The organism is Anaerostipes sp. AF04-45, from assembly GCF_003461725.1.
In the GTDB taxonomy this organism is placed as follows: Bacteria; Bacillota; Clostridia; order Lachnospirales; family Lachnospiraceae; genus Anaerostipes; species Anaerostipes caccae.
Map to the genome: position 1 here is coordinate 215,548 of NZ_QTXQ01000002.1, position 21,316 is coordinate 236,863.

22 protein-coding genes are annotated in these 21,316 nt (G+C 45.0%); 5 read left to right on the forward strand and 17 right to left on the reverse strand.

The features are described 5' to 3' along the window. Positions 1 to 37 precede the first annotated feature (37 nt). The 3 genes from DWV34_RS03960 to DWV34_RS03970 are packed head-to-tail and all read right to left on the reverse strand — an operon-like array spanning position 38 to position 3,271. Positions 38 to 1,189 carry an ABC transporter permease gene (locus tag DWV34_RS03960; RefSeq protein WP_118475515.1) on the reverse strand — a complete coding sequence of 384 codons (1,152 nt, stop codon included), beginning with the start codon at positions 1,187 to 1,189 and terminating at the stop codon, positions 38 to 40. Further along, a complete protein-coding gene (locus DWV34_RS03965) occupies positions 1,176 to 2,318 on the reverse strand; it encodes an ABC transporter permease (RefSeq protein ID WP_009290436.1) in 1,143 nt (380 codons plus the stop codon). Before DWV34_RS03965 ends, DWV34_RS03960 begins: the two co-directional genes overlap by 14 nt. Positions 2,319 to 2,329: 11 nt before the next feature. Then, positions 2,330 to 3,271, reverse strand: a complete 942-nt coding sequence (locus tag DWV34_RS03970; RefSeq protein ID WP_006568959.1) for an ABC transporter ATP-binding protein — start codon at positions 3,269 to 3,271, stop codon at positions 2,330 to 2,332. Between the two features lie 220 nt (positions 3,272 to 3,491). Between DWV34_RS03970 and DWV34_RS03975 the strand changes: the two genes are divergently transcribed. From DWV34_RS03975 to DWV34_RS03985, 3 genes are all read left to right on the forward strand, one after another. Next, positions 3,492 to 4,508, forward strand: coding sequence for a sensor histidine kinase (locus DWV34_RS03975; RefSeq protein WP_243000811.1), 1,017 nt, complete (start codon positions 3,492 to 3,494; stop codon positions 4,506 to 4,508). Beyond that, complete coding sequence (locus DWV34_RS03980) at positions 4,505 to 5,125, forward strand: response regulator transcription factor (RefSeq protein ID WP_006568962.1); 621 nt, start codon at positions 4,505 to 4,507, stop codon at positions 5,123 to 5,125. Before DWV34_RS03975 ends, DWV34_RS03980 begins: the two co-directional genes overlap by 4 nt. 290 nt (positions 5,126 to 5,415) lie before the next feature. Next, entirely contained in the window at positions 5,416 to 6,684 is a 1,269-nt protein-coding gene (locus DWV34_RS03985) for an HlyC/CorC family transporter (protein WP_039947100.1), read from the forward strand. A gap of 37 nt (positions 6,685 to 6,721) precedes the next feature. Here DWV34_RS03985 and DWV34_RS03990 read toward each other — a convergent pair whose 3' ends face one another. The 13 genes from DWV34_RS03990 to DWV34_RS04050 all read right to left on the reverse strand — a co-directional run bounded on the left by DWV34_RS03990 (position 6,722) and on the right by DWV34_RS04050 (position 19,277). Then, positions 6,722 to 7,321, reverse strand: coding sequence for a DUF1653 domain-containing protein (locus DWV34_RS03990; RefSeq protein ID WP_118475519.1), 600 nt, complete (start codon positions 7,319 to 7,321; stop codon positions 6,722 to 6,724). 1 nt (position 7,322) lies between these two features. After that, the gene (locus tag DWV34_RS03995; RefSeq protein WP_009290431.1) at positions 7,323 to 9,179 is read right to left on the reverse strand and encodes an ATP-dependent helicase; all 1,857 of its coding nucleotides are present in this window, start codon (positions 9,177 to 9,179) and stop codon (positions 7,323 to 7,325) included. Then, positions 9,176 to 10,636, reverse strand: coding sequence for a glutamate--tRNA ligase (gltX, locus tag DWV34_RS04000; RefSeq protein WP_009290430.1), 1,461 nt, complete (start codon positions 10,634 to 10,636; stop codon positions 9,176 to 9,178). The genes DWV34_RS03995 and gltX overlap by 4 nt, the downstream gene beginning before the upstream one ends. 77 nt (positions 10,637 to 10,713) lie before the next feature. Then, a complete protein-coding gene (gene hydF / locus DWV34_RS04005; protein WP_009290429.1) occupies positions 10,714 to 11,901 on the reverse strand; it encodes a [FeFe] hydrogenase H-cluster maturation GTPase HydF in 1,188 nt (395 codons plus the stop codon). A gap of 149 nt (positions 11,902 to 12,050) precedes the next feature. Beyond that, the gene (locus tag DWV34_RS04010; protein WP_009290428.1) at positions 12,051 to 12,635 is read right to left on the reverse strand and encodes a TVP38/TMEM64 family protein; all 585 of its coding nucleotides are present in this window, start codon (positions 12,633 to 12,635) and stop codon (positions 12,051 to 12,053) included. A 101-nt stretch (positions 12,636 to 12,736) separates the two neighbouring features. Then, positions 12,737 to 13,489 carry a copper homeostasis protein CutC gene (locus DWV34_RS04015; RefSeq protein WP_009290427.1) on the reverse strand — a complete coding sequence of 251 codons (753 nt, stop codon included), beginning with the start codon at positions 13,487 to 13,489 and terminating at the stop codon, positions 12,737 to 12,739. A 12-nt stretch (positions 13,490 to 13,501) separates the two neighbouring features. Then, positions 13,502 to 14,398 (reverse strand): SPL family radical SAM protein, encoded by an 897-nt coding sequence (locus tag DWV34_RS04020; protein WP_325058593.1) that lies wholly within the window; start codon positions 14,396 to 14,398, stop codon positions 13,502 to 13,504. An 8-nt stretch (positions 14,399 to 14,406) separates the two neighbouring features. Next, entirely contained in the window at positions 14,407 to 14,628 is a 222-nt protein-coding gene (locus DWV34_RS04025; protein ID WP_006568972.1) for a zinc ribbon domain-containing protein, read from the reverse strand. 203 nt (positions 14,629 to 14,831) lie between these two features. Beyond that, on the reverse strand, positions 14,832 to 16,541 hold the full coding sequence (gene ptsP / locus DWV34_RS04030) for a phosphoenolpyruvate--protein phosphotransferase (RefSeq protein WP_118475521.1): 1,710 nt from the start codon (positions 16,539 to 16,541) through the stop codon (positions 14,832 to 14,834). Positions 16,542 to 16,574: 33 nt separating this feature from the next. Continuing rightward, on the reverse strand, positions 16,575 to 16,838 hold the full coding sequence (locus DWV34_RS04035; RefSeq protein ID WP_006568975.1) for an HPr family phosphocarrier protein: 264 nt from the start codon (positions 16,836 to 16,838) through the stop codon (positions 16,575 to 16,577). Between the two features lie 205 nt (positions 16,839 to 17,043). Then, a complete protein-coding gene (locus DWV34_RS04040; protein WP_009290424.1) occupies positions 17,044 to 17,538 on the reverse strand; it encodes a CAT RNA binding domain-containing protein in 495 nt (164 codons plus the stop codon). Between the two features lie 8 nt (positions 17,539 to 17,546). Next, positions 17,547 to 18,785, reverse strand: a complete 1,239-nt coding sequence (hflX, locus tag DWV34_RS04045) for a GTPase HflX (RefSeq protein WP_009290423.1) — start codon at positions 18,783 to 18,785, stop codon at positions 17,547 to 17,549. A gap of 72 nt (positions 18,786 to 18,857) precedes the next feature. Continuing rightward, positions 18,858 to 19,277 (reverse strand): hypothetical protein, encoded by a 420-nt coding sequence (locus tag DWV34_RS04050; RefSeq protein ID WP_006568978.1) that lies wholly within the window; start codon positions 19,275 to 19,277, stop codon positions 18,858 to 18,860. 236 nt (positions 19,278 to 19,513) lie between these two features. On the opposite strand from DWV34_RS04050, the gene DWV34_RS04055 reads away from it, so the two are divergent. After that, entirely contained in the window at positions 19,514 to 19,879 is a 366-nt protein-coding gene (locus DWV34_RS04055; protein WP_009290422.1) for a hypothetical protein, read from the forward strand. 31 nt (positions 19,880 to 19,910) lie between these two features. Continuing rightward, on the forward strand, positions 19,911 to 20,366 hold the full coding sequence (locus tag DWV34_RS04060; protein ID WP_022260814.1) for a GNAT family N-acetyltransferase: 456 nt from the start codon (positions 19,911 to 19,913) through the stop codon (positions 20,364 to 20,366). A gap of 45 nt (positions 20,367 to 20,411) precedes the next feature. Here DWV34_RS04060 and DWV34_RS04065 read toward each other — a convergent pair whose 3' ends face one another. Further along, positions 20,412 to 21,227 (reverse strand): SDR family oxidoreductase, encoded by an 816-nt coding sequence (locus tag DWV34_RS04065; RefSeq protein WP_039930519.1) that lies wholly within the window; start codon positions 21,225 to 21,227, stop codon positions 20,412 to 20,414. Positions 21,228 to 21,316 lie beyond the last annotated feature (89 nt).

Consider the following 21,316-nt stretch of genomic DNA (forward strand, 5'->3'; position numbering starts at 1 on the left):
TTCAGGATATGTCTGCAGCCTTTTTGTCTGGTGTTTTCTAAACAATCCTCTTCTGTTTGCTCACAAGCATGGCCGCCGCAAACAGTGCCAGGGCAAATCCCGCCTGAATCAGGATTCCCTGCATTGCAGGCCATATATGGCTCATATCAAAAACATCCAGCTGGTCGATCAGCTTATTGGATCTGATATACCAATAGGTCGGAAGGAATCTTGAAACAGTCAGTACCTGTTTGCTCATAAACTCAAGCGGTACAAACACTCCGCCAAGGAATGCACTTCCAAGAGACACCACATTTACTACCCCCTGGAGTGCGTCATCATTAGTGACGAGAAGCCCCGCAAGAAAAGAGATGCCTGCCGAAACGCCCATGAACATAAGGCTGTTGAGCATAAACAACAAAAGATTGCCCTGAAAAATCTCATCCCGGTATATCGCCATAGCCAGCAGCATAAACACCAGCCAGCAGCCCACGGATGCCGTCAGTGTCCCAAGCGCCAGCTGAAGATTCCTGGATCGTTCTGTAGCCGCGGAGCACTGGTTTCTTCTTCTGATATCTTTTTTATAAAAGACCATGAATACCGGACTCACTGCCACTGTGATCAGGGCAATGAAGATATAGGCAAGGTACTGAAAATAATACGAGGTATTGCTCTGTTCGCCGGCCTTTTTGTTTCCCAGCAGGTTCACCCGTGCCGATGACTTTAATGTATTTTCAGCCCTCTCCACCGCCTGCTGTTCTGAAAACCCTGCGGCCAGATAGCTCCTCACCATCTTAGTAAACTTATTTACCTGTTCGTCAATCATATATCCGCTGGTTGAGCCGGGAACCTTTACATTTTCTATTTGTACCTTTTTATTTTGGCTTAACAGGCTCTCCCCGAATCCTTTCGGCAGAATCAGAATATATTCTGTATTCCTGTAAAACAATTCATTCTGCATTGTTTTCTTCTCATCTTTTATGTCTTTTACATTTTGTTCATTTGAGAGAAATGTCTTCAGAGCTTTGGAAGCCGTGCTTTTATCATGATCTACAATGCCAACATTAATTTTTGTTGTCTGGAATCCGGTATTGCTGTCTTTACCGAAGCTTGAAAATAAGATGGTCAGTACGAAAAAGATTCCGGCATATATAAACATTGCGAGTTTTTTACTTCTGACAATTTTAAAAAAGCATTTAAATACTTGCATATTTTTTCCTCCTCATCATGAAAAAACTCCCAAGGCAAAATAAAACAGAAATTATGATCAGTGAAATGCAGCTTCTGAAATAAACTGACAGGTCATCATAAATATTCAGGCTGTAAAAGCAGTCCGTGATCAGTGCTGCCGGATTGATTCTGTTGAAAAGCGGTACATGTTTTTCCACGATGTCTTTCATGTTTCCTATCATTAATCCGCTGAAGAAGCAGAAAAACATACTGATGGCTATGTTGAGCCCGCTTTTTGTATCCCTGGACATCCGGCCGATCGAACCGATGAACAGCCCTATGGACACCCCGGTAAAACATCCGATAAATCCTGCCAGCAAAATAAATCCTGCCTGACTTCCAAGATCAATTTTCAGAAAGAGCCGCATATAACCGATTGCCACCAGGAATGCCAAAAACTGTACCGTCACGCCTACGAGGAAATCAGCTGCTGTACTTTTCAGCTTATCTGCCGGAGAAACTGCTTTTCTGGCCGCAATATCCGACAAGTTCGCCTGAGCATGGAGGGCACTCTGAAGTCCCAGAAAACCTCCGTAGAGACATACCATGGCAAGCAGCGCATAAAAATACTGCACCATCATATTGGCATCTTCATTCCCCAGACTGATCTGCTGATTCTCTACCATATTCTGTGATATCGCCTTCACCAGTTTTTCCATCCCTTCCGGGTGTTCTTTTATCGTTTGCTGTACCATATGATTCATCTGGATATATTGATCGCTGACCTCTTTTAAAATCGTCTGGTTGATGCCATTTTCTTTCACTGTAAGCCTTATGTTGTCTCCCAGAGTATAAAAGCCGTCAATCTTTCCGTCTTGGAGCAGCTTTTCGGCTTTCTTCAAAGATGTGTACTTCACTTTCAGAAGCTGATCTTCCCCCTTTTTTGAAAGCTCTGCCGCAGTCTGCTTAAATCCTTCCGCATCTTTTGCCGCCTTCGTCTCCACAATTGCTGCCGGGACTGGTTTCAGTTCCTCCGAATCGTTTAAAAGATTTCCAAATCCGAAATAGAACAGGGTAGCAAGTATGAGAGGAAATGCAAAACTCCAAAAAATAGCGGACTTATTTCTAATGGATGCTTTGAAATGATATTTATATAAATGCCAAAACATAGTTTCCCCTCCTAATCTCTCAGCTGTTTTCCTGTGATCTCCAGAAATACGTCATTTAATGTGGGAAGCTCCGAATAAACTCTGCCGAACGAAACTTCTCTTTCAGACAGGTATCCGAGAACATTTACCAGGTTGTGACTGCCCCCGCTGCACTGCACATAGAGTTTTCCGTCCGTGTAATCCGCTTGGAATACATGTTTCATATTACGTACTGCCTGAAGTTCCTCTTCTTTTAGGTCAGATACATCCACCGTGATCTTTTCTCCCATTTTGATCATCTGCTTCAGTTCCTCTTTCGTGCCTGTAGCCAGCGGACGCCCCTTATCCATGATCAGTATCCTGCTGCAGATCTGCTCCACTTCCTCCATATAATGAGAGGTATAAACGACAGTCGTCCCCTGCCGGTTCAATTCAAGAATCCCCTCCAGAATCTTATTGCGGCTCTGGGGATCAACTGCTACGGTCGGTTCATCCAAAAAGATCAATTTTGGTTTATGGGCAATGCCGCAGGCGATATTGAGGCGTCTTAACAGGCCTCCGGAAAGTTTTGGCGGGTAAAACTTCCGAAATTCTTCCAGTTCCACAAACTGGACAGCCTCTTCCACAAGCCTCTTTCTCTCCTTCTTGTCTCTGACATAAAGTCCGCAGAAATAATCAATATTTTCAACAACCGTAAGTTCATCAAAGACTGCAACATTCTGCATGACCACACCGATTTCTCTTTTGCTCTCATAAGAATCGGCTTCCATAGGTTTCCCGAAAACTCTGATCTCCCCTTTATCATAGGATAAGAGTCCCAGTATACAGTTGATGGCTGTGGTCTTCCCTGAACCGTTCGGCCCGAGAAGTCCAAAAACCTCTCCTTGCCTGACCTCCATATTTAAATGATCCAGTGCCAGAAGATCCTTATATCTCTTAACTAAATTTTTTATTTCGATGACAGACTGTTCCATAATTCCACCCCTTTCATTTGATAATTTTACTATACATGATCCTGCTGTATCATTACAGTGTCTTGTGTCAGGAGCGGAAGTGACATTTGTCATGACATTTTATGCATAATAAGGTATACTTAAAGTAATTTCGGGAAGGGTGGGGTTTATGTCTGTACTTATTGATAAATTTGTTTTGCTGCTTTTTATTTTGCCCCTTCTTTCAAGGGAGTCTGGAACCATGCCTGTCATTGCTTTTTTGACTGCTTTTACGGCCTCCTGTTTTCTTTCCCTTAAAAATGAAGAAAAACTGTCTTTTGCAGTCTCAGGTTTCTACGGAGTTCTCTGTCTTTTCCTTCCGGTTTTCAGTATTTTTCTTCCTCTGTTTTGTTACAACTGTACCCGGACCAGACAAAAATTCTCCGGTGCTATTTTAATTGTGGCGTCCGTGCCTTTTTTCATGGACCGTCCTTTTTTCCTTCGCATCGATTTGATGCTCAGTCTGCTGCTTTCTCTTTTTCTGGCCGTTCGTACCCAAAAGCTTGAGAAGATGAGGGAGGAGTTTAAAAAACTGAGAGATGACAGTATGGAACTGAATCTTTTATTGAATAAAAAGAACCAGTATCTGATGGAAAAACAAGAGACGGAAGTACACCTTGCAACCCTGAAAGAGAGAAATCGAATTGCCAGAGAGATCCATGACAACGTAGGGCATATGCTTTCCCGCTCGATCCTGCAGCTGGGTGCCCTAAAAGCTCTGAATCATGACAGCAGCCTGTCTGCTCCTCTGTCCGAACTGCATAAGACTTTGAATACGGCCATGGACAGCATACGCACCAGCGTGCACGGGCTTCAGGAGTCATCTGTGAGTCTTCGTGACTCTGTCGCCGAGATCATACACGGGTATCCGGAGTACACCGTAGATCTGGAATATGATATATCCGAGCCTCCTCCTCAAAACCTTCAGTTCTGCTTTGCCGCAATCATAAAAGAAGCATTTACAAATGCTTCAAAGCACAGCGACGCAGCACGGATTCGCCTTGTACTGAGGGAACATCCATCCTTCTATCAGCTGTTATTTGAAGACGACGGGTCCACGGCGCCGAAATCTTATTCCTCCGGGATGGGCCTTCTCAATATGAAAGAACGGATCGAATCTTTTCACGGCACTATAAACATTACATTTGAACGCGGTTTTAAAATATTTATCACTGTTCCGCGCAATACGGCATCTTATCAGCCGGGAGGTAAATCATGAAGATCATTATTGTCGACGACGACAAACTTGTGTCGGCTTCTTTGAAAACAATTTTAGAGTCATCTGGTGACGTTCATGTGCAGGCCCTGGGGTCAAGCGGTGCTGAGGCTGTCTCTTTATATGAATTACATCATCCGGATGTTCTGTTAATGGATATCCGGATGAGCGGCATGAACGGCATCGAGGCCGCGAGAGAAATCCGCAGGAAATATCCGGATTCTAAAATCCTGTTTCTGACGACATTCTCTGACGATGAATATATCATCGATGCCCTGAATATCGGTGCAAAAGGCTACATCCTGAAACAGGACTTCGAGAGCATCCTGCCTGCCCTCCACGCTGTGGAAAACGGTCAGAACGTTTTCGGAAATGAGATCATCTCAAAAATTCCGGATCTGCTATCAAGCAAACAGCATTTTTCCTATTCTGACTACGGCATCAGCGAAAAAGAGCTGCGCCTGATCGAATACATAGCCAAAGGAATGAGCAATAAAGAAATTTCTGAATGTCTGTTTTTAAGCGAGGGAACCATAAGAAATTATCTGAGTGTCATCCTTGAAAAACTGGAGCTCAGAGACCGGACACAGCTTGCCATTTTTTACTATCAGCATAAATAGCCGCCTTTTAAGAGAGACGTCCTTCAAGGCAAAACTTGACACTTCCCCGCTTGGCTAGTAAAATTATCGTAACCACAGACGTTTTACATATGATTTTCGTTGGGCTCATGGATTGCCTCACCCCAATCATCTGTAAAATGAATAAATATCTGCCGGAGAAGGCTCCCGCTTATTTAAGAGGTGCCATCCTGCGGCTTTTTTCTTCATTACTGCCAGGAAGTCTCTTCGGAGCCGACTGGAGGCAGTGAAGAACTCACACTATAAACCACATTAATTAGGAGGGATTTTATTTGGACCCCAGTGTCATATTAAGATTATGTATCTTAATTATCTTACTAGCTCTGTCGGCATTTTTCTCGTCGTCGGAGACTGCGCTTACGACAGTCAACGTTCATACCATCCGCGCTTTAGTGGAAGACGGCAACAGACAAGCCAAGAGAGTACTTCAGCTGATCGAAAACCCGGCAGCCATGCTCAGCAGCATCCTGATCGGAAATAACCTTGTCAATATCTCTGCCACATCTCTGGCCACAACATTAGCCATTGATGTTTTCGGAAGTGCCGGAGCAGGGATCGCAACCGGTGTTCTTACGATTCTCGTCCTGATCTTCGGTGAGATCACTCCGAAGACTTATGCGACGATCAAAAATACAAACCTTGCACTCCGCTTCGGACCTGTCATCTATTATGTGACCAAAGTCCTGACCCCGGTAGTGATCGTCATCAATAAGCTCTCCACAGGTCTCCTGATGCTGCTACGGATCGATGCAAAGCAGTCAAAACAGGTCATGACAGAGCGGGAGCTGAGAACGATCGTTGACGCCAGCCATGAAGATGGTGTCATCGAAAAAGATGAAAAAGAAATGATTTATAATGTCTTTGATTTTAAAGATTCCATTGCGAAAGACATTATGATTCCGAGAATCGATATTACGTTTGTATCTGCCGACGCTTCTTACGACGAGGTAATGGAGCTGTTCATGGCTACACAGTATTCCCGTCTGCCGGTATATGAGGAGACAAAGGACAAGGTCATCGGAATCGTATATTTAAAGGATATTTATTTCTACCGCACACTTCACCGCGGAGAAATCTTTCATATCAGAGACGTGTTAAGAAAACCATTTTTCACCTATGAGACCCAGAAGATATCCAGCCTGTTGGCTCAGATGCAGCAGGAAAATGTCAGCTTCTCTATCGTTTTGGACGAATACGGGATTACAGCCGGTCTGATCACACTGGAAGATATTTTAGAAGAACTGGTGGGAGAGATTCGGGACGAGTACGACGACAATGAATCAGAAAGCTTCCAGGAACTTGAGGACGGCTCCTATCTCGTAAACGCCTCCTTAAAGCTTGACGATCTAAACGATTTGATCGATACGGAGATCGAGTCTGAAGACTACGACTCTGTGGGCGGATACGTGATAGAACTGTTGGACCATCTCCCGTCCGAGGGAGAGACCGCATCGGATGCATCCTTCGATTTCAAAGTGCGGAAAGTCGAAAAAAACAGATTAGAACTGATACAGATCATCAGAAAAGCTTCGCAGCCATAGTGAAAGGGAAAGCATATCACACATGCTTTCCCTTTTTTTATCTTCTTGTCTTCTCATACTTCATCTTCGTCTTGATAAATCCCTCCAGATCACGAAGCTTCTTTCCCCGGTCATCACCACTTAGCGGAAAGTCCATGGAAAGGCCGATGGAATCCAGTACTGTCTCAGAGATCCTGTCTTCATTTCTCCGAAGAATTTCCAGCCGTTCCTCATTGCTCTCAGCGTCCAGAAAACGGATCAGAAGATCCTGCTGTTCTTTTTCCTGGCGGTGTTCCCCGGGGTTCGGCAGCTCTTTTTCAGGCAGCGGTTCCGGTTCTTTGGGCTCCGGTTTTGGTATCTCCCTGTGCCTTTCTAAAATATTTCCAATATGGTGAAGTTCTGTAATATTCTGGTACGTCTTTACATCCACGCGTTCAAACCGGTATTTTGCACTGACTCCCGGATACTTGTCATGGTCCACTTCGCTCAGAAACATGGACAGCGGTCTTGCGTAGGTTTTATATTCCCCGTATAAAGCCTGGTAAATGACAAGCGCCTCCCCGGTCTCTGAGTGTTCGGCCACCGTTATAATCTGATACAGCTTATCTTTGAAATGTTTATAAAAATCCCCCGGTCTGGGTACTGCCCTCTGTTTCATATTACTGCGCTCCCTTCTGCTGCTTTCTCCTCTTCCCCTCTAAAGGAAGGATAAAATCCGACACTTTACTGTCTTTATTATACATCTTCTCCACAGAAAAGACATGCAGATATTTCTTTGCCCTGGTCATTCCCACGTAAAACATCCGCCGCTCTTCCTCCAATTCTTCTGTCTTCACAGCCTTTTTATATGGAATTACCCCGTCATTGACATCAATGAGAAACACTCTCTCGTATTCCAGCCCTTTTGCACTGTGAAGCGTGCTTATGACAACTCCCTGTTTCCCCTGATTCCTGCTCTCGGACTGTGCCTTCAGCTCCTCTGTATAGCGTCTCATGAAATCAAACCACTCTTCATAAGTGTCATATCCTCTGGCAGTCTCCTGAAGTTCCTCCAGCACATCGGTAAGTTCTTCCTCCTTCAGTTTTCGTATTCTTGCATATTCTGACAAAAATGCATTGTACCCGACAGACTTTCTTATGTAGGTGACCGCAAGAAACGGCGTCATATCCTTTAAAAGTCTCAGATCTTCCTCCAGCTCATCGATATAATCATAAAGCCATTCCTTGTCTCTTGTCTTCTCCTTCAAATCCTCAAAGGATATCTCCGGCTGGTCTATATATTCTCTGCTGATATAACGCTTGGGCCTATTCATGATTCTCAAAAAGGTGCTCCGTCTCCGGTCACCGAGCGCCATCCTCATATAATCTATGATGTCTCTTGCGATCCAATGCTCAAACAGACTTGGAATCCCATCTTTCACCGTGAACGGGATGTTATATTCCATGAGCTTTCCAAGCATCGTCCTGGCTCCCAGGTTGGTCCTGACCAAGATCGATGACTCTTCATAGGGATGGCCCTTTTCGTATTCGTCCCTGAGCCTTTTTGCCACATAGGTGCATTCTTCCTGCTGATTTTTAAACGTCCTGAGCTCTATTGGAACTTCTCTGTCCCGGCAGGATCTTATCTCTTTGTCAAACCTCTTTTTATTAACACGGATCACTTTCTGGGATGCCTCCACGATCTCAGGGCTGGAACGATAGTTGACATCCAGCTGGATCTTCTCGGAATCTTTATAATCTTTGGGGAATCCGAGCATGATCTCCGGTTTTGCTCCCCTGAACCGGTAAATCGACTGGTCGTCATCTCCCACAATAAACAGATTGTTTCTGGGCGTAGCCAGCATCTTTATGATCTCATACTGGATCGGGCTGATATCCTGAAATTCGTCGATCAGAATATATTGAAACTTATTCTGCCAGGCAGCAAGCAGGTCTTCTCTCTCCTTTAAAAGGCTGTACGTATAGACTAAGATATCATCAAAGTCCATCCACTGGTTTTTCCGCAGTTTTTCATTGTATTGCTTGTAAATCAGCTGAAATACACTGTCCGCACAGCTTTGGCTGTGATAATAGTCCATCGAAAGAAGCTGCCCTTTTACGAGACTGATCTCACTGATCAGAGAACGCAGGAAATCCGGTTCGTCTCCTGTTTCCAGATCCCGGTCCATGATAATTTCACGGAGAAGATCATACTTTTTATGTTCCGGCAGAATACACCCCGCCCGAAAGCTGTACGCATGCTTTAAGATTGTAAAAAAGACTGCGTGAAAGGTACCGAAAGAAACTGGCAGGGATCTCCCTGCCAGTTTCAAAAAACGTTCCTTCATCTCAGCTGCCGCTGCCTTTGTAAAGGTGATGACCAGGATATTGGAGGGGTTTACCCCGCAGTGTTCGATCAGATATTTTGTCCGTTCTGTGATAACCGTAGTTTTCCCGGATCCCGGGCCGGCAAGGACCATCATTGGGCCGTCTTTGTGAGTGATGGCCTTTGTCTGGGCCTCATTCCATTCTGTCATGAAAGCTCAGCCTCTAATTTATCAACAGCCGCACGAAGTCTTTTTACAGACTCCTCTTTCCCCAGAATCTCCATAAGTTCAGATGCCCCGCCGGGAGTCATCTGCTTGCCTGACACAGCCGTGCGGACCGGCCACATGACATAGCCGTTTTTGACCTCGTGGCTCTTTGCAAATCCAATCAGTGTCTGATAGAGGGCATCGTTGCTGAAATCTTCCTGGGCTTCAAATACCGGCACGATTTCTTTCAGCACTTCCAGCGCAGACTCTCTTGTTGTCTTCATCTTTTTATGCTGGTACATGGCACTGTCATATTCCGGCACATTTTCAAAGAAATCAATATGGTCCTTAATCTCTGTGAACAGCTCGATCCGTGTCTTGACCATAGAGAGGATTTTATCAGTATCCACATCTCTTGTGAGCACTTCCTTCACATACGGCATAGCCATCTCCCGGAATCTCTCATCGTCCATAGCCTTGATATATTCCCCGTTCATCCATGCAAGTTTCGTCATATCAAAAACAGCCGGAGTCTTGGACATATGATGATAGTCAAAAGCCTCTTCCAGTTCTTTCAGCGTAAAGATCTCTCTTTCCCCTCCCGGACTCCATCCGAGCAGAGCCACGAAGTTTACGATCGTCTCCGGCAGATATCCTGCCTCCAGCAGATCCTCGAAAGAAGAATGTCCGCTCCGTTTGCTCAGCTTCTTGTGTTCCTCATCCGTGATGAGCGGGCAGTGTACATAGACCGGTTTCTCCCATCCGAATGCATCATAGAGCCTGTTATATTTCGGCGTAGATGACAGATATTCATTTCCCCGGACCACATGAGTGATTCCCATCAAATGGTCATCTACTACATTTGCAAAGTTATAGGTAGGATATCCGTCGGACTTGATCAGGATCATATCGTCCAGTTCCATATTTTCCACCGTAATTTCACCGTAAATTTCATCTGCGAACGTCGTGGTGCCCTCGGTAGGATTATTCTGACGAATCACATACGGGATACCGGCTTTCAGTTTTTCTTCCACTTCCTCGCTGCTCAGATTCAGGCAGTGTTTGTCATAATGGCTGACCACCACATCTCCGGATTTTACCTTCAGGCTGGAAAGCCTCTCCTCGTCACAGAAACAGTAATAAGCCTCTCCCTTGTCGATCAGCTTCTTTGCATAATCCATATAGATGCCTGCTGACTGCCTCTCGCTCTGGACATAAGGACCGCATCCGCCGTCCTTATCCGGCCCTTCATCATGGACAAGTCCTGCTTTTGCAAGGGTATTGTAAATAATATCGACGGCTCCCTCTACGAGGCGCTCCTGGTCTGTATCTTCTATGCGGAGCAGAAAATCTCCGCCTTCATGTTTTGCGATCAGGTAAGCATATAATGCTGTTCTTAAATTCCCTACATGCATTCTTCCCGTAGGGCTCGGGGCAAATCTGGTTCTAACTTTACTCATCTGTTTCAAATCCTTTCTTTCGTTATCTTGTCTATTATCTCAAGAACCCCGCCTCCGGTCAAGACTCCCTCCGGATTTTAGAGTCCGAGAGGCTGAAGACTCCTGTTTAGAATTCCCTTCATGGCGGCAATCAGGACACCATAGTTTACAATGGGTACTTCCGCTTTTACAGAGGAGGCAATTCTGTGCTTCATCTCTTTCGGATTCAGCATACATCCCCCACAGTGGACGATCAAATCGTAGCCGCTTAAGTCTTCCGGAAATGCACTCCCGCTGGACGTTTCAAAAACGAGCTGTTTTCCTGTATATTCCGTAAGCCATCGGGGTATTTTGACCGTTCCGATATCGTCGCACTGGCGGTGATGGGTGCAGCCTTCCGCGATCAGGACCCTGGAGCCGTCCTTTAGATGCCCGGCGGCCCTTGCCCCCTCCACTTCCTCCATAAGATCCCCCTTGTATCTGGCGAAAAGGATCGAGAAAGAAGTCAGAGGAATATCCTCCGGTACGATGGCAGCCACCTGTTCAAATGCCTGAGAGTCTGTGATAACCAGAGCCGGCTTTTTCCCCAGATCTTTAAGTGTCTGCTCCAGTTCAGATTCTTTGACTGCAACAGAGCAGGCATTGTGCTCCAGAATATCCCGGATTGTCTGCTGCTGGGGCAGTATGAGCCGCCCCTTTGGAGCCGCCGAGTCGATAGGCACGACAAGAACTACAAAGTCTCCCGGCGAGATCAGATCGCCCACGATCTGTCTTGGCTGTTCTTCTTCTGGGAGAAGCTTTCCTATGGCTTCTTTCAGCCCAAAGATGCCTTCTTTAGTTACCGCGCTGACAAAGCAGGCATGATCGTTATCTTCTGCCCTGACTCTGCCTGCAAGATCCGTCTTGTTATATACGATCAGGTAGGGCAGCTTTCTCTCCCTGATCAGATCAAGAATTCCCTGCTCAAACTCTGTAATCCCCGTTTCCGCATCCGCGATCACCAGAGCGATGTCTGTCTTTCTCAGCACTTCTTTCGCCTTTTTCACCCTCTTTTCTCCCAGCTCTCCCTCGTCATCCAGGCCGGGGGTATCGATCATAACAACCGGTCCCAGAGGCAGAAGTTCCATGGCCTTGAAGACCGGATCTGTGGTCGTGCCTTTCACATCTGAAACAATCGCCAGCTCCTGACCGGTCAATGCGTTGACTATGCTGGATTTTCCTGCATTTCTCCTTCCAAACAATGCAATATGAATTCTGTCTCCTCTCGGCGTCTCGTTTAAACCCATCGTCTGTCTCCTTTATCTTTTCTTCGTCGGCTGATTTCTTTTTCAGTATATACTACCGGATGGCCCGAATCAATAGAACAAAAGCGATAAAAGGCAGAACAGCCTGATGCTGTCCCGCCCACTGTCTTATATCTTTATTGATTTTACGCCTACCGCAGCAGCATCGGGAGCATGGCACCTCCCAGACTGTAAACTACGATCGTAACCGGCCTCCCCAGAAAAAGAATTGTTAAAAACTTTCTCCAGGACATATCCGTTAGTCCCGCCAGCATGCAAAGCACATCATCCGGTGCACACGGAAGAAGGATCGCCGCTGTAAACACAACATCAAACTTTTTTCCTGTCAAAAACTTTTTCTTTGTCTTTTCATATGTCTCATCACTTACAAAAAGCCTGATGAATTTCTCTCCGTATCGTCTTGCCAGGTAAAAATTAATGCAGGAACCAATGATAATCCCGACAGCGCTGTATAAAAATCCATACCAGGGTCCGAAAAAGACGACTCCTGCCAGACAGGTCAGTCCTCCCGGAATCACCGCTATGACAACCTGCGCAATCTGAATCACAATAAACAGAAGCGGTCCCCAAAAGCTGCTCTGCCGGATAAACAGTTCCAACTGATCCCTGCTTGTAAAAATCCCTTTTTGATAACCGTAAACCGAAAATATAATCAACGCTCCGATCAACACCAGAGTTGTGAAATTTGTCGCTTTTTTTACTGCTTGTCTGCTCATAAACTGACACCGCCTTTCTTTTACTATCTCTATCATAGCGGACAGTTCTGAAATCCGGCAGACAAAAACATAACAAAATTCTTACAATTATACCGGACCAATTATGAATGATACTTTTCTATCACTGCTGCGGCCTTTTTAACTTCCTCCGCATCCGTAACGAAGCGCTCATACTCGCTCATCATCGGCAGTCCCATACTGACATCCGGTTTGCGGTATTCCATCTCACTCTGAACCGTTTTCTTTCCTGACATGTGAAACGCCTCAAAAGGAGCTTCTCTTAAAAATTCTTCAATCACAGCTGCGTTAACTCCTGACCCGACCATCACTGTGATATCTTTTCCTGCCACTTCCAAAAGATTCTTCAGCAGTTCCTTTCCATCGGTACAGCAGTTTTTCTGCCCGGAAGTGAGTACGGTGTCAATGCCCAGTTCAATAGCCTGAATCATTGCCTCATAAGGATTTACACACATATCAAATGCTCTGTTGAGCGTGACAGACATCCCCATCGTCTTCTGCATCAGGCTTTCCATGCGTCTCATATCCAGCCTCCCGTCTTTTGTAAGGCATCCGAATACCACACCATCTGCCCCAAGTTCCCGGAAATGATGAATTTCACTTCTCATGAGCGAAAACTCCTCATCACTGTATAAAAAATCTCCGAATCTTGGCCGGACGAGTACATGGACCGGGATGTCGAGGCGCATCTTGATCATTTCCAATAATTTAGGGCTGGGTGTGGTCCCGCCGATCATCAAGTCACCGCAGAGTTCCAGCCTCTTTGCCCCTGCCTCTTTTGCGGTCCTGGCAGACTCGAATGAGTCCACACAACATTCCAACATAATCTCTCCCATAGTCATTACCTCCTAGAAAAATGACAGCTGCTCTGCCTCAAACTGTGCATTTTTTTCTTTTATGATGCTGCCAAAATCTGCTTTAACATTATACTTAGTGCGGACTTCTGAAATCATTTGAAACAATTCACTTTTATATTCCTTATATTCTTTGCCGTAGCTGAACAGTCTGGTCAGAGGATGTTCATACTGTGGAAATTCTTCTCTCACAAAGTTGAAAAACACTGCACGTGTGGGGCCCTTCAAATTTAAATTTGATGTGATCAGATAGTGGATATCCCTCTGTTTCGTCTCAGAAAATACAGCCTCCAGATTCTCCCTGACGCTTGTAATGTATGGAATGACAGGCATCATATGAACACCCGTGGACGCATTCGTCTTCCGGAATTCACTGAGTACATCAAACCTCCGTGAGGAAGAAACCCCTCCCGGTTCCAACACACTCCTTATGTCTTCGTCCATTGTGGTGACCGTCGCCGCAATATTTACATAGGCTACTCTGGATAACTGATCGATCAGGTCATAGTCTCTCAATATTAAATCAGATTTTGTAGAAATGATAGCCGGATTCTCAAATCGGATCAAAAGCTTTAAAAGCTCCGGCATGATCCTGTACTGCTCCTCTGCCGGCTGGTAATTGTCTGTCACGCCTCCCAGATTGATGACCTGATGGTCCCAGTTCCTGCTTTTTAACTGGCGTTCCAGCCGCTCTGCAATGTTCGTCTTAACAAAAATCTCACGGTAGAAATCATCTGACTCCATATATTGGTGGGAATAAAGAGCGAAACAATACTGGCAGCGGTGGGCACAGCCCCTGTATATATTTAAATCCCAGTGATAGGGAAATCTTCCGCGGACCCGGTTGCAGGCCGCGGAACATTGAATCTCTCTGTATTTGTTCTCCTGCACTTTTCCGGTCATCCCATGAGAAAGTCCAGAATATTCATGCCCTCTGAAGTCTGGCTCTTATATAACTCGGTAAATCCGCAGCGTGTGCAGCTGATCGTAATAAACTTTTTATTCTGTACATCAAAAATCTTTGCAAAGTTTCCTCCAGTGGCCTGAAACTGATCGTGTTCATAGGAATTGCATCCGCACTTGGGACAGACGAACTGTCTTCTCTCTATATTCTGATCCATAATTAATGCTCCCTTCAAAGCTTTTCTAATGAGTTCTTACTATCTATTATAGTAAAAAAACAGGTTCCCGTAAAGAACAACCCGCGGAGCGCTTTTATTTCAGAGGGAAGTCTGTGACCTTCCCTCTGAAATAAGAAAACTCTCAGAAGATATGTCCGAATACAGATCATATCTCCTGAGAGTCTATCATACATTATAAAGCCTTAGCTTCTGGCTCTTTCTTCCAATAAAGCTTTTACTTCTGCTTCTGTTGTCAGCTGCATAACTTCCTCTGCCAAAGCTTTTGCTTCATCCATCGTCCATAAGGACATGACTTTTCTTGTGGCAAGGATCGCAGTTGCACTTACAGAGAATTCATTCAGCCCGAATGCAAGAAGTACCGGTACGAGCAGCGGATCGCTGGCAGCTTCACCGCACATACCAGCCATGATACCCTCTGCATTTGCAGCGCCGATAATGTTCTTGATAGAACGGAGCACTGCCGGATTATATGCTGAGTACAGATAAGCTACGTCAGAGTTTCCTCTGTCAGCCGCCATCGTGTATCCTGTCAGGTCGTTGGTACCGATGCTAAAGAAGTCGGCTTCTTTTGCGAGAATGTCGGCAATTAGGCTTGCAGCGGCAGTTTCCATCATAACGCCGACTTCTACGTCTTTGTTATATGCGATGCCTTCTGCGTCTAATTCGCCTTTGATTTCTTCAAGAAGGGCCTTCACAGCGCGGAGTTCGTCCACACATGTTACAAGCGGAACCATGATGCGGATCTTTCCGAATGCACTGGCTCTCAGCAAAGCTCTCAGCTGAGGTCTGTAAATGTCAGGACGTTTCAGGCAGAAACGCACTGCACGGAAGCCAAGAAACGGGTTTTCCTCTGTCTCTAATCCGAGGTAAGGAAGTGCCTTGTCTCCTCCGATATCCAGAGTACGGATAATAACAGGTTTTCCTTCCAAAGTTTCTACAACTGTTTTATATGCTTTGAACTGTTCTTCTTCGGTAGGTACGCTGTCGCGGTCCATAAATAAGAACTCGGTACGGAATAATCCCACACCTTCCCCGTCACACTCCACAACTTTTGCAGCCTCATCCGGACCGCCGATATTGGCAACCAGTTCAACCACATGTCCGTCAGCAGTCTGTGACGCCTGTCCGATAAACTTGGACAGAGCCGCTTTCTCTTCCAGATATGCTGCTTTCTTAGCCTTGTAATCTTCCAGAACAGAATCTTCAGGATTTACATAGGCTTCTCCTGTCGCTCCGTCTAATACGACAACATCCCCATCTTTGACGATGGAAACGATATTCTCAACACTAAGTACCGCAGGAATCTCCATAGAACGGCAGATAATCGCAGAGTGAGATGTTTTTCCTCCGATCTCTGTCAGTACGCCTTCTACGTTGGCCGGATTAATGCCGGCAGTCATAGACGGAGTCAGATCTTCTGCAACCAGAACAGTTCCTTCCGGAACAGCACTGATATCTACTTCCTCGATCCCTAATAAGATCTTGATTAATCTTGTTTTGATATCTCCTAAGTCAGATGCTCTCTGTTGGGTCAATTCATCTTCAGCCATGGCAAAAATCTGTGCAAAGAAATCACATGCTTCCTCGACGGCAGCTTCCGCATTGATCTTTTCGTCATCGATCTTGGCATCGATCTGCTCTTTGATCGCAGGGTCCTGAATCATGAGGATATGTCCCTCTAAAATCTCAGATTCCTGTTCTCCGGCAGTCACCTTCATGGCTTCCACCATCTTGGCTGTCTTATCGATGAACACTTCGATCGCTTCGCTTAATCTTTTCTTTTCTGCTTCGGCGTCTGTGATTGTCTCCTTTTTGTAATCCAGGCTCTGTTCCTTGATCACAACAACTTTTCCGATGCCGATTCCCGCAGATGCTCCAATACCTTTATACATATGCCACCTGTCCCCTTTGTAAAATGAGATTAATTATTCACCTAAACCAGATTCAATTAATTCTGTCGCATGCGCTAAAGCTGCTTCCTCATCAGGACCTTCACATACAAGTTCAATCTCTGAACCACATTTGATACATGCTCCGATAATGTTCAGAAGACTCTTAGCATTGATCTTCTTGTCTTCGAAAACGATGGTGACATCAGATTCAAACTTTGTTACTGCCTTTGCTAAAACTCCTGCTGGTCTCATGTGTAATCCCTGCTCGTTTTCAATTACAAACTTCTTAGATACCATAATAAAATCTCCTTCATTCTGTAAATTTTAGTTAATAAATGACGGACTGAGCTGAAAAAAACAAAAAGACCCCTTAATAAATGCGCGAATCTCAGCTTACATCTATCAAAAAGGTCTTGCCTGCATTACCAGTCACAATCCAATATTCAATGTCTAAATCTTATCAAAAACCCGTCCAAATGTCAACTGGAACCACAACAAATTCCTATTGGATGCCGGCTTCCAGGATCAGCCGTTTTACATAGATGATCAGGTACATTTTTTCATCTACGGACAGGGTGTAGCCGTAATGACCTTCAATGTGCTCGACAATTTTCTGGCTGCATATATAAGCCTCCGGATATTTTTTCTGGTTTCTCTCGTAGAATTCCACATCATCCTCTTCATCTTCCACAGAATGTGACTCTCCGGATTTAATGCTGTTTTCCAGATATTCCAGATGCGTAATAAATCTTTGATAGGCCGGCAGCTCTGCATTGAAACTGATCTCATAAAACTCCTGGATAATAGCGAGCACTTCCTGGATAAAAGGACTTTTTTCCCGCTGATCCAGGGTAAAAATTTTCTCGATCTTTGTCTTGTCGAGTTCATCCCCTGCTTTTTTCCGGAATCCTATGCCTTTTCCCATCAAAATGACTTCGTGGTTGTTCATGTCAAAAGTGCTGACTACATTATTGTTGATCACTTTCTGTATAATCATACATCCTCCTACACCATGCCTAGTATTTCTTTTGGTATATAAGCCTCCACATAAATTCCATCCTCACGGTATTCTTCTTTCAAAAGCTGTCCATGAGTTCTGATGGCCTGTATCTTTCCGGCTTCATCGTAGCCGTATTTTTTTTCCAGATAGATTTTCTGCTTTTTCAGCACATCCTCGATCACTCTCAGAAGATCTGAAGTTCCCGTTCCCTCTTTTGCAGATATTTTTACAGTCTCATCTGCGCGGACATCTTTTAGAAGAGAATTTTTACCGGTCCTGTCAATTTTATTAAAGGCCGTGATCACCGGTGTGTCTTTGATTCCCAGCTGTCCGAGAGTTTCATAGACCGCTTCCATCTGCTGTTCCATAAATGGATTGGAGCAGTCCACTACGTGAAGGATGATGTCACTGTACTTTGCCTCTTCCAGCGTACTTTTAAACGCGTCCACCAGATGATGCGGCAGTTTTCTGATAAATCCTACCGTGTCTGTCATGAGCACCGTCTGCCCGCTGTTCAGTTCCACACTCTTTGTCGTCGGATCCAGAGTGGCAAACAGCTGATCTTCCTCCAGGACACCCGCGTCCGTAAAATGATTTAAAAGTGTGGATTTCCCGGCATTGGTGTAGCCGACGATACAGACCACCGGAGTGTGATTTTTCTGTCTCTGTTTCCGCTGTACCTCTCTGTGTTTTATAACACCTGCCAGTTCTGTTTTTAAATGTGAAATTCTCGTGCGGATCAGCCGCCGGTCCATCTCCAGCTTTTTCTCTCCCGGCCCCCTTGTGCCGATTCCGCCTCCCAGTCTGGAAAGACTGACTCCTTTGCCGGTAAGCTTTGTAGCCCGGTAACGGAGCTGGGCCAATTCCACCTGGATCTTTCCCTCTTTTGTCTGTGCACGTTTTGCAAAGATATCAAGGATCACCAGAGTCCGGTCCATGACCTTAATATCCAGGGTCTGAGACAGATTGGCAAGCTGAGCCGGCGAAAGCTCATCGTCGCAGACAATGCCGTCTGCCTCTGTCTCAAACAAAAGATCCCGGATCTCCTCGATCTTTCCTTTTCCTACATAGGTCCCCGAGTGAATCTGCTCTCTGGCCTGTATAATAGAGCCCGCCACTTCGGCTCCTGCGGTCTCTGCAAGTTCTTTCAGTTCTTCCAGAGATTCCTCCGCTTCCTGACTATCCCCGAGAGCGACTCCAACAAGGATTACTCTCTCTTTTTTCTGTTCCAATATTTCTTCCATCTATCTCCCTTTCCTGACACTATCCTTCATAAACAAAGCAGGCAGGCTTTTTTCTTTGAGCTGCATGCCAACTCAAAGATTCCTGACTGCAGTGATGAATGCTTTTTCCTTCGGTGATACCTCCGGTTCGCTTTTTTGATATAACGTCTGCCGTTTTTTCTTTTCTTCCTGCTCTTTTTTGTATTTTGCGATATCCATGCCAATATACTCGGACGCCGTTCCATGGGTCCATTCCATGCCGGAGCCTTCCGCCGTCACCGCATCCACGACTTTCTTTTCCTTATCTGCAGCAAGGATCACAATATATTCTTTGTTAAAAACAGTACCTTTACACAGGCCGAAGCCAATCTGATATTCTTTTCCGTATGTTTTTTTAAAATCCTCATAGAGCTTCCGCACCTCATCTGACTGCTGTTTTATCATATAAGAATATCCGATGAACCCCAGTATTCCAATGACAATGATCACTCCTACCGCAATTTCCATCAGCATATATTACCTCCCTGTACTGCTGTTGCTTGTCTTAATGATTATAAAATAGACAAAATAAAATAACAATACAAATCACAGCAGTTTCAGAACTGTTGCAGTATAACTTCAATATTTACAATTCATTTACATGTTCTTACATTTTCCCGTTGCTATTGTTATAGAATACCAATTCTTTTATAATGTAGACAGTATATATTTTCGGCAGTACATGCAGAATATAGGAAAGGAGCTCTCTTATGAAAAAAGTTTTGATATTTGCGGCACCTGCCGTTTCCTACCTAATGGCATACGGTATCACCGTGGCAGAAGAACAGGTGCTGTATCGTCCGGATATGACCATGCAGCCTTTTATTCTAAAATGCATATTTTTTGTACTGCTCGGAGTCCTGCTGAGCCTTTTCAGCAGACATATCGCTGCTGAGACAGAAAACCATGTCATACATATCATATGTATTGCCGGCATCATCCTTCCGGTGCTCCTTTGGCTGTATACTATCAGACATGATCCGGCAGGAACTATGGATTATTATTTTCTGGTATATTTTCTTTATCTCGGCGGTTACGCCGCTGCATTCCATGTTATAATCAGAAACAAACATTAAAATAAAAATCAGATATTATACGGGGGAAAATATGAGAATTACTGAAGTAAAAGAAAGAACTCCATTGCTGATAGAACAGCTGTTAAAAGTGTGGGAGGATTCTGTTAAAAAAACACATCTTTTTTTGTCAGCTGACGAAATATCAAATATTAAAAGATATGTTCCGGAAGCATTAAAAAATATTTCTCATTTGATTATTGCAGAAGACGAAAATAACTGTCCTGTTGCATTTATGGGACTGGAAAATCAAGTACTCGAAATGCTGTTTCTTTCACCGGAAGAAAGAGGAAAAGGCCTGGGAAAAAAGTTAATTCAATATGGGATCGAAAACTATTCCATCAATGAGCTGGCTGTCAATGAACAAAATCCGCTCGCCAGGGGCTTTTATGAACACATGGGCTTTCAGGTCTGTAAACGAACCGATCATGACGAACAGGGCAATCCTTACCCGCTTTTGTATATGAAATTAAAAGGTACTGCACGTTAAACATGCAGTACCTTTCTTATGTAATACAACTTTTGTGTTTTATTCTTATCCTCTGGTCTTTCCACCGGCTACATTGATGGTCACACCGTGTACATAAGAAGATCTCTGGCTTGCCAGATAGACACACATATCTGCCACTTCGGAGAGCTTTCCGGATCTTCCGAGCGGTGTTGTGGATGTCTTGCTGTAACCCGCTCTTAAATCATCCACTGTGATCCCTCTTGTGTAAGCCAGCGCTGATTCATACGCTAACGTTCTTAATCCTGTCGCTTCCATGATGCCCGGTGCCACGCCTACTACGCGCACTCCCTGTTTCCCTAATTCTTTTGCCCAGCTTCTGGTCAGGGAATTCACTGCGTTCTTTGTCGCCGCGTACACGCTCTGTCCCTCGGAGCCTTCCAGTCCGCTCTCTGAAGACATGTTGATGATGACCCCTTCTCCTTTTTCCACAAGGATTCTGCCCACTGCCTGTGCACAGAAGAACACTCCCTTTAAGTTGACGCTGCACACTTTATCCCAGACTGCTTCGTCCAGTTCGTACTGTCCTTTCGGCTCTTTCGGGTCCACCAGGAGTCTCGGGATATTGATCCCTGCGTTGTTCACCAGTACATCTACGGTTCCGAATGTGTCCACCACTTCTTTTACCATGGCATCCACATCTTCTGCACTGGTCACGTCGGTCTTCACGTAATGGAACCTGCCGGCTGCAGTGTCAAACTCCGGCGCTTCCGGCGCCATGTCAGAAACAACTACATTGCACCCGACATTTAAAAATTCCTGGGCAACTGCTTTCCCGATTCCGGATGCCCCGCCGGTTACGATGACTGTCTTGCCTTCAAGGCCCAACCATGATTCGTTCATAAAAAATCCTCCAATTAAATGCTTGTTTTTCATACTACACTCTGTTTGCTCTGATGCGGTAAAAATACATCTATATGAAAAAAGTTTTT